10 protein-coding genes and 2 pseudogenes are annotated in these 13,043 nt (G+C 58.9%); 5 read left to right on the plus strand and 7 right to left on the minus strand.

Annotation, left to right across the window (positions count from 1 at the left end):
- Nucleotides 1-15: 15 nt before the first annotated feature.
- The 4 genes and pseudogenes from AYJ54_RS22925 to AYJ54_RS52620 form a co-directional block, all read right to left on the minus strand.
- A protein-coding gene (locus tag AYJ54_RS22925) for an IS3 family transposase (protein WP_136623864.1) occupies nucleotides 16-1,151 on the minus strand; the annotation gives its coding sequence in 2 pieces (ribosomal slippage) (nucleotides 16-893 and nucleotides 893-1,151; 1,137 coding nt in all).
- A gap of 36 nt (nucleotides 1,152-1,187) precedes the next feature.
- The gene (locus AYJ54_RS22935) at nucleotides 1,188-1,664 is read right to left on the minus strand and encodes a MaoC/PaaZ C-terminal domain-containing protein (RefSeq protein WP_063702410.1); all 477 of its coding nucleotides are present in this window, start codon (nucleotides 1,662-1,664) and stop codon (nucleotides 1,188-1,190) included.
- A gap of 163 nt (nucleotides 1,665-1,827) precedes the next feature.
- A complete protein-coding gene (locus AYJ54_RS22940; protein WP_063702412.1) occupies nucleotides 1,828-2,997 on the minus strand; it encodes a YncE family protein in 1,170 nt (389 codons plus the stop codon).
- A gap of 297 nt (nucleotides 2,998-3,294) precedes the next feature.
- Nucleotides 3,295-3,474, minus strand: a pseudogene (locus tag AYJ54_RS52620) (tyrosine-type recombinase/integrase); the annotation flags it as partial.
- A 111-nt stretch (nucleotides 3,475-3,585) separates the two neighbouring features.
- Between AYJ54_RS52620 and AYJ54_RS22945 the strand changes: the two are divergent.
- Both AYJ54_RS22945 and AYJ54_RS22950 read left to right on the plus strand, forming a co-directional pair.
- Complete coding sequence (locus AYJ54_RS22945) at nucleotides 3,586-4,197, plus strand: class I SAM-dependent DNA methyltransferase (RefSeq protein ID WP_082905820.1); 612 nt, start codon at nucleotides 3,586-3,588, stop codon at nucleotides 4,195-4,197.
- A 57-nt stretch (nucleotides 4,198-4,254) separates the two neighbouring features.
- Complete coding sequence (locus tag AYJ54_RS22950) at nucleotides 4,255-4,713, plus strand: OsmC family protein (protein ID WP_063702414.1); 459 nt, start codon at nucleotides 4,255-4,257, stop codon at nucleotides 4,711-4,713.
- Nucleotides 4,714-5,272: 559 nt separating this feature from the next.
- Here the strand turns inward: AYJ54_RS22950 and AYJ54_RS47680 are convergent.
- Nucleotides 5,273-6,031: pseudogene (locus AYJ54_RS47680) on the minus strand (IS5 family transposase); the annotation flags it as partial.
- Nucleotides 6,032-6,425: 394 nt separating this feature from the next.
- Between AYJ54_RS47680 and AYJ54_RS22965 the strand changes: the two are divergent.
- A complete protein-coding gene (locus tag AYJ54_RS22965; protein ID WP_063702416.1) occupies nucleotides 6,426-7,238 on the plus strand; it encodes an outer membrane protein in 813 nt (270 codons plus the stop codon).
- Nucleotides 7,239-7,283: 45 nt separating this feature from the next.
- Nucleotides 7,284-7,553, plus strand: coding sequence for a hypothetical protein (locus AYJ54_RS22970; protein ID WP_136623873.1), 270 nt, complete (start codon nucleotides 7,284-7,286; stop codon nucleotides 7,551-7,553).
- A 298-nt stretch (nucleotides 7,554-7,851) separates the two neighbouring features.
- Here AYJ54_RS22970 and AYJ54_RS22975 read toward each other — a convergent pair whose 3' ends face one another.
- Nucleotides 7,852-10,839: a beta propeller repeat protein gene (locus tag AYJ54_RS22975; protein WP_136623874.1), complete on the minus strand. Its 2,988-nt coding sequence runs from the start codon at nucleotides 10,837-10,839 to the stop codon at nucleotides 7,852-7,854.
- A gap of 823 nt (nucleotides 10,840-11,662) precedes the next feature.
- Complete coding sequence (locus AYJ54_RS22980) at nucleotides 11,663-12,496, minus strand: phytanoyl-CoA dioxygenase family protein (protein ID WP_245329111.1); 834 nt, start codon at nucleotides 12,494-12,496, stop codon at nucleotides 11,663-11,665.
- Between the two features lie 189 nt (nucleotides 12,497-12,685).
- Here AYJ54_RS22980 and AYJ54_RS54055 point away from each other — a divergent pair, with 189 nt between their 5' ends.
- Entirely contained in the window at nucleotides 12,686-13,042 is a 357-nt protein-coding gene (locus tag AYJ54_RS54055; RefSeq protein WP_082905823.1) for an amidohydrolase family protein, read from the plus strand.
- The last annotated feature ends 1 nt before the right edge of the window (nucleotide 13,043 follow it).

Genomic DNA, 13,043 nt, shown 5'->3' on the forward strand with positions numbered 1-13,043 from the left:
GAGCTTCTGCCAGAGTTAGGCTGCCGCGCGGAACGGCAGCGGGTTGAAGTAAGCTTGATCCGGGGTGCCGCGGTCAAGGCTCGAGTGGGGGCGCCGGCCATTGTAAAAGTCGAGGTATCGGCCGATCGAGGCGCGGGCGTCGGACACGGTGTCGTAGGCGCGCAGATAGGCCTCCTCATATTTGACACTGCGCCACAGCCGCTCGACGAACACATTGTCGCGCCAGGCGCCCCGGCCGTCCATGCTGATGGCGATGCCCTGACTGGCGAGCACGCCGGTGAACGCGGCGCCCGTGAACTGCGAGCCTTGGTCGGTGTTGAAGATTTCCGGCTTGCCGTGGCAAGCAAGAGCATCCTCCAGCGTCTCGACGCAGAATGCGGCTTCCATCGTGATCGAGACGCGCCACGACAGCACCCTGCGGCTGAACCAGTCAAGCACCACCGCGAGATAGACGAAGCCGCGCGCCATCGGGATGTAGGTGATGTCCATTGCCCAGACCTGGTTCGGTCGTGTGATCTCGATCCCGCGCAGCAGATACGGATAGATCTTGTGCCCGGGTTCGGGTTTGGTGGTGCGCGGACGGCGGTAGAGCGCCTCTATCCCCATCCGCCGCATCAGCGTTTTGACATGCCGGCGGCCGATCTTGCACCCCTCGGCAGCCAGCAGGTCTCGCAACATTCGCGAACCGGCGAAAGGAAACTCCAGGTGCAGCCGGTCGAGCCGGCGCATGATCGCGAGGTCGGCGGGCGACACCGGACGTGGTAGATAATAGACACTGCCACGGCTGATCTTCAAAACTTCCGCCTGTTTCGTGATCGGCAGGCCGTGCTCACGGTCGATCATCGCTTTGCGCTCAGCAGACCGGCTTTGCTGAGCGCGCCTTCTAAAAAATCGTTCTCCAGCGTCAGCTCCCCGATCTTGGCGTGCAGCGTTTTCACGTCCACCGCCGGCTCGCTCGTTCTGTTGCCACCGCCAGCACCAAATACCTCGGCCGCCGCTTCCTGAAGCTGGGACTTCCACTGCGTGATCTGGTTCGGGTGCACGTCGAAATGCTCAGCCAGCTGGGCCAGCGTCATCTCGCCCTTGATTGCGGCTAACGCTACCTTGGCCTTGAATGCCGGTGCGTGGTGCCGGCGGGCTCGTCTGCTCATCGTCTCTCCTGATTCGCGGGACAATCTTGCCCGCCGTCAGGCAGAAACTCCACTTATCGCCCTGTCCAGATTTCCGGAGCCAGCTCTGAGAATGTTGCTGAAACACTGCAACACCGTCTCGCCCCTTTGGTTGCGCAAGTGGATTTGGTCGCGAAGGATTCCCCTATCGGGGTTCGATCTCGACTCGCGCTTCTCCAAAACGGTTGATTCGAGATCGAGTTCATCCCCCGGTCGTACTGCGTTCGGCAGCCTCAGCTCATCCCAGCCCATTCCGGCAAGGACACGAAGCGGAGGCTGTAGTTTGCTCGTTAACGAGATAAAGATCGCGAACGTATGGGCACCCGATGCCGACAGTCCTCCAAAAACTGAACGCGCAGCAGCTTCCTCATCGACGTGGAAGGGCCGTGGGTCATACTGCTTAGCGAACTGAATGATTTCGTCCTTGGAGACAAGATAGGGCCCAGCCTTGCGCCTATTGCCAATTTCGGCGTCTTCAAAATACAAGCTGGTCATCGGTCAATCCTTTACGAGCTTACTAATCGATAGGGACGGCAAAGGAAAAAGATGGCTGACTCTCGTATGATTGTAATCTCAGTGCTCGCTCACCTCCACCGCCGCTTTTTGACCCTGAGCGGCCATTCGCGCACCCTCGAAGTCCTACTCTTCAAGTATCCCATTACTTCGGCGCGCCGCGGAGCGAAGCCGGATGACCTGGCAATTTCAGTTTCTTGCCAGTGTCGGTGACCTGCGTCCCGTTTATCCTCATGATCGACATGTTGCTATCGAGGAAGTTTCCGATGTAGGCGTAGTTGCCGTCCGGCGAAAAGGCGACGCCCTCGGCAAGCCCGCCGACCTCGATCTCGTCGCTTACTTTCGTCACCCTTTTGTCATCGATCTTCAGCACCACGGCCGCGCCTCCTTTGCGTGAAAAGAACGCTTTCTTATCGGAGTTGCCGCCGACGAGAATTGCAAGCGCTAAGTCGCCCTTTGGGCTAATGGCAAAACCTTCCGGCGCATCGCCCACGACGATGTGGTCGATGACGCGCGGCGGATTTTGCTCAAGGTCGATGACGCTCACCGTATCGACATTGCCATCGGCGTACCCGCCTCCCCCGTTGTTGGCGACGAGCGCGATCTTGCCGTTCGGTACGATGTCGACGTTATACGGGAAAACACCGGTCGGCATATCGTACTTCTCGTAGCGGACCTTTTGACCGTCGATCTTCAAGAACGCGACCTTGTTGACGACCGGCTTAACAGCCAGTCCCTTGGTGCCGTCCGCCGAGATTGCGACATGCGCGACGCTATCGCCCATCGCAATCGTGTCTGTGACCTTCACCTCCTTGCCGGAGATGCTGAGGACGCTGACCGAATTGTCGGCGCGATTCGTGACGAGCGCCAGGTCACCTTTCTTGCTGATATCAAGCCCCGATGGCTGCTTGCCGACGTTGACGGTGCCGATCTGCTTAGGCGGGCTCGCCTTCAAGTCGAAGATGTAGACTTTATCGTCCGGCACCGGCTTCCAGTTCTCGCCATCCTTTATCTGCGTCACTGAGTTAGCGACGAGCGCAATCTCGCCGCTTGGATGCACGGCAAGATTGGTCGGCGGCCCAAAGATGCTGTTCTCGAGTGCAATGCTCGTCAGGATCTTCGGGTTCTCACGGTCGCCGATGTCGATGAAGGAGATCGTGTCCTTGCCTGGCGGCAGGTAGACCGTCTTGCCGGCGTCGTCCCACAAGACCTTCTCGTCGTTGCCGGACACGAGAATCTGTGCGCCACCGGTCATCGGCAGCGCAAGGAGGGCCGCACCAACGAGCACAGCGGTACTTAAATGCCTCTGCTGCATAATTCCCTCCTTCCTTGCGGGCGTGGACCTACGTTGTTTCCGCAGCGAGCCTGATTAGTGCCCGAAGTCGACAACTCGGCATCAGGATGCGCCCGCTGCGCCGTACCGGCAAGCCAAATTGGAATGGCGCGGAGGAGCGCCGTCTTAGTCGCCAACTATATCGGGTTATCTGGTGTTCCTGGCAGGAGAACCAGTACAGGAATTTGCGGTATCACCACGTCGGCATGGGGATGTCGGCAATTGGCCCAACCCTGCCGAAGTTGATCGGGCAGAGTATGTCCGCTCTGCCTGGGTATTTCAGACCTCCACTTGTTCCGCTATCGAGAGCGCGTCGTCCACCTCAGTGCCGAGGTACCTGACTGTGCTTTCAATCTTGGTGTGTCCGAGCGGGAGTTGGACGGCTCGCAAGTTGCCGGTGCGCCGGTAGATCAATGTTGCCTTTGTCCAACGTAACGAGTGCGTGCCAAACAATTTCGGAGAGCGAGCATGCGCCGCACCTTTCGGGGCTTGCAGAAATGGCAGTGCCGTGGGTCTCCACTTGGTCGGTAGCATTTGACCCCTTGCAGACATCAGCGACACTGCCCAGCTTTGCTGAATGAACGTCACGCTGGCAAGATTGTCGCCCATTACGAGCGTCACGCTTCCGATTGGGATGCAGATCGAAGAAGCTGCGGCTGGAATGACAAGAAATGGCATGACCGCTTCGTCGCATTGCTGCACAACGGCGCGAGAGTCCTCGACTTGGGATGTGGCGGAGGCATGCCGGTCGCGTGCAATGTTGTGGCCCATGGAATGTGGGTAACGGGCGTCGATAGCTCGCCGTCTTTGATCGCGCTGTGTCGAGAGCGGCTCCCGGACCAAGAGTGGATCGTCGCAGACATGCGCGGCCTTCGGCTTCCCAGAGTATTCGAGGGAATTTTAGCATGGGATAGCTATTTCCACCTCGATCCCGTTGACCAACGTTCCATGTTTGAAGTGTTTGCTGCCCACGCCCGTCAGGGCACGATCTTAATGTTCAATACCGGCCCGACCTTCGGCGAGGCAGTCGGCAGCTATCGAGGTGACCCACTCTATCATTCCAGCCTAGATCCGAGCGAATATCGCCAGTTGCTCGCTCGATACGACCTTGAGCTCATCGATCACTCAATCGAAGACCCGCAGGTCGGCGGTCGTACTGTTTGGCTCGCACGCGGCCGCTGAGAGAAGGACCGAATAGGCATCGGCGCCCATTCGGCCATAGGGATGTCGGAGGTTCCAATGGAGACCAAGAGGGCCTACAAATCTTTTCGCTACAAGGCCAACACCGTCTGGAGCTCCGCGCGGCGGGGTACGCTTTCGGCGTCGGGAAAACCAAACATCGTCGTTGGCAGTCCGCCGGAGTTCAAAGGTGCGCCAGACATCTGGGCGCCCGAAGAGCTACTGGTGGGCTCGGTCAATACATGCATGATGCTGACTTTCCTCACGCTTGCGCATGCCAAAGGTCTGACGCCGGTCGGATATGAAAGTGAAGCTGAGGGCCTGCTCGAAAACGTCGAAGGCAAGTACCGCATCACGGAAGTCACCGTTCGACCCCGCGTAAGCCTCAAAAGCAGGGCCGAGCTCGAGCGTGCCCGCGAAATTATGGGAAACGTTGAAGCGCAGTGCTTCATCTCCAATTCGATAAAATCGGCGGTCTCGCTCAGTGCGGAGTTTGTCGTTGCTCCTTCGCCGGAGTGAAGACGAAAGATCGGCTGCACGAGTCCGGATCTGGCCCATCAGCGAAGTGACGGCCCCCTCATTGAGGTCCGCTCAGTGGGGCACAACGGACTAGATTTGCGAAGCGCCGGGAGACCGGCAAGGAGTAGAGAGTGCAAGTCTCTTACGATGAAGGAGTAGCGATCCACATCGGCCCCGAGTCATGCGCAGTTGCCCGCGAGGGTTTCGGCGAAGCGTTGACAGGGGGGCGCATAGGCCAGCCATCGAGCCGCGAAAGAGTCCTATTCCGGGTGCCGACGCCGTGCAAATAGCGGAAGGCAGCACGTCCAGGCGCGTTATCGCGAGCGCCAGGACGACCCGGCGTGGTCAGAGACTCTGGCATGTGCAGACGCTCCTTGCACGGGAACCGGGAGATCTCGCGATCGACCGCTCGGCAACAGCCGTCGGTCCGCATCGGGAAGGCGAGGGGCCGTAGCCGATGATGCACGGTCGCGAGAAGTCAGACTCTGCCATAGTAGCTGTGAAGCCGACGAACAAAGCGGTCCCGACCGCAGCGGAGCCGGTGGAGCCAAGGGCGGGGGGACGTGGACTCATTGAGGCGCAGCCATAGCCTGACTGACGCGGGTTGAACGAAGGCAAGATAGTTGGCAGCAAGCCTGTTGTACCGGGTCGCCACCCGACGACATTGCTTGATCCTGTTGAAGAACCGCTCGACCCGGTTGCGAGCGCGGTAGAGATCGGGGCTGAAGCATATCGGGGCGTTGCGATTGCTTTTCGGAGGGATGTTGGCCCACGCTCCCTTCTTCATGGCAAGCTCTCTGATCCAATCAGCGTCGCAGCCACGGTCAGCAAGCAGCATTGCCCCAGACTTCAGACGAGACAGCATTTTCCCCGCAAGCCGAACGTCGTGGGCCTCACCGGGGCTCAGTGCCAGCCGCACCGGCAGGCCATTGCCGTCGACCACCGCATGAATTTTACTCGTCAAGCCGCCGCGTGACCTTCCCATCAACTGACGCTGGTTCTTTGTGATGCAGGCTCCATGCCGATGCACGCGGACAATGGAGGTGTCGATCATCTGGACGGCTGCATCGTGAGCAGAGGCAAGTGCGTCTATGATGCGGCCACAAACACCAGCCCGCCGCCAGCGGACGAAACGGTTGTAGCAAGTCGTGTACGGGCCAAACGCCTTCGGCAGGTCGCGCCAGGGTGCTCCTGATCGGAGGACCCAGAAGATGCCATTGAGGACACGACGGTCATTTACCCGAGGAACGCCACGCGGCTTGTTGGGCAGCATCGGCTTGATAGCAACCCATTCATAGTCGGCGAGTTCGTAGCGCATGATTCGAGCCCCCAGTTTGGGAGTTTGAATCACAGGGGTCTGGCCAAGCGTCGGCGCTTACGGACGGAAGCGGACATCAACCTGCCGACGCACCCGCTGAATCCGTCGAAAATGACCCATAGCGGGCCTCACAGGGTGTTCGAATCTCCTCAGGCGCACCACGGCCGATGAAGACGGGCCATGTTCGCCGTGGCGCTATGACGCCAAAATATGCTTTTCGCGTCAACCGCCAAGGTTGCGACGACCTGCGATGTCACCCTGTCGCAACACTTGCCCGCAAAAACTACATCCGGTTGCTTGCAACGGAACAAGAGTTCCGCTCAGTCCTAGCGCCTGCAGAGGCCGGCGGGTATTTTTCTCATCGTGACTGGCTCAACCGATTTTTAGGTGCGTGATGAAGAATCTTTTTTCGACAACGATCGCGTTCGCATTCTTGACGGTGGGGTCGGCTGGCGCGGCCGATCTGTCGGCGGCACCAGTCTATAAGGCGCCGGTCGTGGCACCGGCCGCCTTCAGTTGGACCGGCTGGTATGTCGGCGTCAACGCCGGCTGGGCCTGGAACGACAGCACCGACACCATCACAGCAGCCAACGCCGCAGCGCAGGGATTTGTCACCTTTTCCGACATCGCCACGTCCTTGCCCTTGAGCTCGAATGGGTTCATCGGCGGCGGCCAGGCGGGCTACAATTGGCAGGTCACCCCGATGTGGGTCCTTGGCTTTGAGAGCGACATCCAATGGGCAGACATCAAGAAAACGGTGTCGTTGCCCGGCCCCAACGATCCTAGTCGCATTATGACCGGCAGTGAAAAGCTCGACTGGTTCGGCACAGTTCGCGGCCGGGTGGGCGTGGCGCCATGGGATCGTTCTCTGCTTTACGTCACCGGTGGATTGGCGTACGGGCAAGTGAACCTGTCCACAGCCCTCACGAGAACGAGTGGGTGTGGCGGCAATAACTGCCAAGCCGGCTCCGCCACCGAAACTCGCTTCGGATGGACGGTTGGCGCGGGGCTCGAATGGGCCTTCGTCAAGGATTGGAGCTTTAAGGCCGAATACCTTCACTACGATCTCGGCAGCATCTCGCACGTGATGACGGATCCGTTCTTCCCGGCGATCTTCAACGCTTCCGCGGACCTGAAGGGAAATATCGCGCGAGTCGGCTTGAACTACCGCTTCGGTTCGGGCGGCCCGGTAGTCGCGAAATACTGATCGAAAACAGGCTGGGTCGTAGACTGCCGACCGCGTGCAGGCAGGATGAAAGCAGCGAGGGCCGCCCCGTTTGATCGGGTGGCCGCGCTGCGCGCCAACCCGAGTTCACCGTTCGATGTCCAGACACCGGCGTCGTTCGATGCGCATCGCGCGCTGTTGCCATTGCTCGAAAGCGGCAACTTCGCGGCTTTCGAAACGCTGATGACGTCGCGCATCACCAATTCAGGGCTGCCCCACGCGCGGGCGCTGCAAGTTAAGCATGTTCGTGGACGTTTCTCCCGCTACATGGCTGTGAGCCAGAGTGTGCAGACATGAGGATGACGGTTCGCAAATGAAGGAATGGCGCGCCATTTCAGATCCAAGAACCGCTCATCGCGTCAAATCCGCGAGCGCCCACTAGGTCCGGAAGTGGCCCATCGCGTCAGTTCGCGCCAACGCAGCACCATGGTCCGTATCGGAGCGAAGCGGACATGAACCGCCAGGCAAAACCGACTGAATCGGTCGAAGATGACCCTTAGCGGGCTTTCCGGTTAGGGCCCGCAGTGCCCGCTTTTGGGTGCAGAGCGGACCAAGGCCGGCAGACCGATAGATGTGTTTCAAAGGAGGAACTATGTCACTCAGTATCCCGATGACGGACGACGAAACTCGCTCCGTCGATCGTTTGCTTCGTATTGGCGTCACGTACGATCAGCGTGTGAGGCCCAAGTTCTCGGGGGGCTTTGATCATAATAGTCTTCAGAAAACCGCCGCGGTCGCCTTCGGCCTTTCCTATAGCACGTCCATCCAAAACGATTTCCAGCGCTGCGCCGCTGGGCATTCGTTCGCCTGTCAACGTCAGCGGATCTTCCGGTTTGAGGTTGTCCATTCCCTTGCCCGTCGCGGAAAGCGAAATGTACGGCTTCGATAAGGTGGGAGAGCGATTTTGCTGCAGAACAGAGCGCGCGTCAGCGGTTCTCACGTCCCGTCGCTTTGCGGATTTATCGGAGAGCGGAATTCTCCCGCTAGTGTAAATCGCTCCAAACAGTTCACCACGTTCGTCCAACGCAAGTCCGGTCAGCAACCTGCCGGAAGGCAGTGCAAAGGCCTTGTTGGCTTCGATCCCGATGATTCCGGCACGCTGGTTCGTGTACCGGATGGCGAGTTTTACGGGAGCGCCGACAAACCCAAGCGAAGTTTGCGGCGTAACTGACAATTCACGAAGCACTCCGGCTTCTACGCGGGCGCCCATGATCTCGCCTTCGAACACGACAATACCGCGTTTGAATCGATCGGGCGAGGGATCACCTTTAAAGATATATTTAATGCGGCAGGATTGGATGACGCAAAGCGGGCGTACGCTCGTAACGACCCGACTGCCGGTCAGCTTCCAAAGGCCACGGCCCAGGGTTGAGACAAAGGCATCCGTCGGGGACATCCAGTCGACGGAGGTGATGGCCGTGGCGCGCTCCGAATTCGGTACCTTGGTCCAAGTAGCGCCCCTATCCCTGGAGACAAAGAGGCCGTTCTGTTGAGTGCCGATGGCAACGCTGTTGGGATCATCGCTGGAGAATGAAACGTGCGAGGCGAACGGGAAGGGCCCGACGTCGAACGGGAAGGCCGGGAAAATCCCGACGTTGAACGGGCTGGCCCCCGCGTTAGACTGGAATCGACCCGCATCGGTTATAAGAGACGTAAGCCCCGGAATTTCGCTCCAGTTGTCGCCGCCATCGTGCGATTCCATTATCTTTCCATTGATGACATCGGGCGCAATCAGATGCTGGCTGTCTTTAGGGTCAACTCCAAAAACACCCTGATGCCAGTTCCAATCGGGAGGAGAGATGCCAATGCCTCCAAACCCATTCATTGCCGGGAAATACACGCTTGCCATCGTGCTTGGGCGGTTCATCGTCAACCTCACGAGATGTACGATCTCGAAATCTCGGGTGGCGTCGAATCCAGTCCTGATCGCTTGGTACTGCACCGGCAGTTGACGGTGCCCAACGCGAATCGCGGTGAGCTTCGGAATGTCCCGGCGGTCTTCCGGTACGACGGCATGTTGGGTCCAATTCGAGCCCAGATCGTGAGTCGCAGCGAACCCCTTTAAGAATCCGCCTGGTGCGCCGTCGACGCCCTGATCGTGGAACGAGTTGAAAATAGAGGTCGGATGCCCAGCGCCGGCCGGGCCGGGAGGATCGGCCCATTGATGCAGTCCGGAAAACGCCGCTCCGTATGTTTGGGAAAATACCCTTCCGCCTATTCCATTTGCGCAAGGACCACACGCAGTCACGGTGACCACGCTGTCGGCCGGCGATGGGACGTGCTTTTGCATGTCGATGTTGACGCCCTCGGCACCAGCATTTGGGGGCGGCCAAGTCAAGCCTCCATCCCCGGAGGCCCAAATGCCGTTGTCCTGGACCGTTATGTAGAGATCGTAATTGGCCGCGTTATCGATCCATTGACCTTTCACTTCAGAAATTTGCAACGCATTGTAGCCGTTTGGGCCCGAGCCTGTGAGCATCCAGTTGGCGCCACCGTCCGATGTGCGATGCACGCCTCCATCCGTAGCCAGCAGAATCGGCGCGCCCGTGTCCGGCCCGTGCGTGCGAAATGCCATATCGCGCGTATCCCAGTGATCGACGGTCGACTGGATCACAGGGCCGCTATAGTCGAAACGAGATGTTCCCGAAATCTGTGGAGCTACAAGCTTTGCAACGGTGCAGCGGTTCCCCAACCACACAGTCAGGCCTGTGGGCGTCGCCAAAGGTTTGACGAATCCAATTCCGCCGCAAAAGTCTTGCGGGCCACGCGAAAACGTCGGGACGATCTTCGACCAGTTCACTCCGCCATCCTCACTGACGAAAAAATCTGGATCGCCATAGGCGTAGAACGTTTTGGCGTCGAGTGGCGAGGCGGCAAGCGCGTGCAAGTCGAAGACAGGGACCGGAAAACTGACAGGGACCGGAAAATTTGTGGCGGCCCAAGTTGCGCCACCATCGTCCGAGCGAATGACCTTGGTGGAGAGTCTTGAATCATTTGAGCCAGCAATCACAAGATTACCGGATTGGGCCGCCACAGAGATTGCTGCAAAGTTGATGGGGCCCCTGACAATCCAGCTTGCACCTTGGTCGCTGCTCTTGGCCACACCGTAGCTCGTCGCAACAAAAATATCGCCAGTGTCCGGTGCAATGGAAATTTCCCTTGCATCAAAGCGCAGATCCCTAGGACCGCCGAGAGACGGGCTGGGGATGTGCGACCAGGTAACGCCGCCATCGGAACTTCGCCAGATGCCGCCTCCGTCGTTCCTTACGCTGAACCGATCCGTCGCTGTTGCCAGAAGTATGTCTGATGTCACATACGCGACGGCCGATGTGTAATAGGCGCCAAGCGTATCCACATGACTCCAATGCGTTCCGCCGTCGGTAGTCTTGAAGAGGCCACCCGATTCCGAAGCCACAAACATAATGCGATTGTCGGAGGGGTTGACCGCGATCGTGTCAGCTCGTCCACCGTAGGGTACGTTGGGCTGAAATTCTTCGAGTGTCCAATCGATTTGCTGGGACTGCGCGGGAGGCGCGAAACCTGCAACAGCAAGGAAAATTGCCAAGTAAATTTGAGATTTCATCCTTTCCCTCCGTTTGCTCGAAGACCTATTTGGTCACTCAACCAATATGAATGGACGTGAACTATCTCACACAACCGCAAGTTTTGGCGCAGTAGCATGACCACTGTCGTCCCACTGCTGGGTAGATCACGCTATCGTAAGTGATGTTGACGCAGGAGTTGGTGCGCTTTAGCGGGCGCGCGACGTAACTCGGGTCCTTAGCGACCAATTTTGTTGCGCTGCATGAGTCCGGAATTGGCCCATCGCGTCGTTTGCTGCGGTTGCACAAAGGTGGTCGGTGTCGGCGCGAAGCGGACATCACCGACAATTTATGAGTACGCGTCCTACTATCATGTGACGCGCATCTGGTTGCGCACGCTGCGGCGGCGCGGCCAGAAGGACCGCTTCTCATGGCAACGAATGCAAAGGCTAGCCGCCGACTGGCTCCCCCAACCGCGTATCCTTCACCCGTATCCTGACAAGCGCTTCGCCGTCATGCACCCAAGGCAGGAGCCATGTGCGGGAATTCCGCCTGCACGGATTTGGGCGGGGGGCGGTCAGCAATGACCGTCCCTGCCGCGCTTCACGTTGAGTTCTTCGCATGTTGACCCTTAGCTACCGACGCACCGCCTCAATCAAGCCTTGGCGGCCTATACACTGCAGGTTGATTTCAAGACCTCATCGAACGGGTAATCGCACTGATGGCGCAAATGCAATGGCGAGCCCCAGAGAACGTTGGCGGGCGGGCCGGGAGATGATTGTATGAGTTACCTGCGCAGTGAAACGTCGATCTCCGTAGCCGAAGGAGTTGCTTAATCGTTGGCCGCAACCGCCCGACTGGCAGCTAATGAATCACCGGCTCGCCATGGAAACGACGGTGCAACTTTTCGCTGACGCCGAAGCTGATCTCCAGGACGAGGCGCGGCGCGCGTTCGGCCAGCGAACCCGTATGGAATCCGAAGGGATCCTCGACAAAGCCGAAGCCTTCAGGCCCCGTCAGTTTTACGATCGCTTCGCGGCCATAGGACCGCTCGATCTCCTCCGAGGGGTGGCCGACCACGAGGGTGAACTGGTGCCGCAGGAAGCGCTGCCTGTGGCTGCCCACGACATAGACATGCGGGCCCGAGTTTTCGTCAACCGCTTCGATGTAGAAGAAGTACTTGATCATCCTCCAATCATCGAGATCAAAATGAAACCGGTCCTGTGAGGCTAGATGGAGGTCGTAGTCTTTCGCCTTCTTGCTCGGAAAGCTCCACCACAGCCGGGTCGCGGTGACGCGCGCCTCGCCTCCCAGATAGTTCTGGGCGATTTGCAACAATAGCGGATCCTGCTGGACGCGGCGGGCCGCTTCGCAATCCAGCACGCGTTCGAAGAAGTGGCCGGTGAGAATGGCCTTCCCGGTCGCAAGCTCGACCGAGCGATGTTCCTCGGCGACCAGCTCAATTTTGCGATCAAAATTGCCGAAACAGGGCGTGCGTCGGGCAAAGGAAGAGATCTCCGACGTGATGCCTGTTGGAAGCCTGACGCCCTGAAACAGCCCGTCTCGCCGCAACTGCTCGGTCACATGGTCGACGTCAAGTTCCGGGAAAAGCGTGTTCGTGAGATCGATGTGTTCGGGCGGAGCGGTCAATTTCCATGCGAGGTTGCGGAACAGCATCACGCGCCCCAGCGCAAACATCGGCAACCATCGGGGATTGTCCTTGATGTCGGCAACATGCGTCGGCAAACGTTTGAGCATTCGCTGTATTCTTGTAACCATTTCTTGGCTCGCTAACTAGCACTTGCAGCAATTCAGACTCCTTTGTTGTCCCAAATTGGACCAAACCACGACGCGCTCTGTTATTCGGCGTACAATTGTTGACACACGATCACGGCTAGTGGAGTCTGCGACGTCCCGCCGCTGCATTGCGCGTTGCTCGCTCTTGGCTCGGACCACATCCTCTTTGCTGCAGACTACCCCTTCGAGGATTTGCGCACAGCGACCGCGTTCCTGCGCAGCGCGCCGATCAGCGAGGGCGACCGCGCGAAGATCGCCCAGAGTAACGCCGGGCGGCTGCTCCATCTGCAAGCGCGGGCGCGGTACTATCCCTTCGACGAACTAACCGACGCCGATCACTTGCTGCGGTGCATGAGTCCGGAATTGGCCCTTCGCCGACTTGCCAGGGCGAACTGGCTTTGTCCGCTCACAAGGGCAGAGCGGAGAAGGCATGCCTTCGCTGGCTGAT

The organism is Bradyrhizobium centrolobii (assembly GCF_001641635.1).
Taxonomy (GTDB): Bacteria; Pseudomonadota; Alphaproteobacteria; order Rhizobiales; family Xanthobacteraceae; genus Bradyrhizobium; species Bradyrhizobium centrolobii.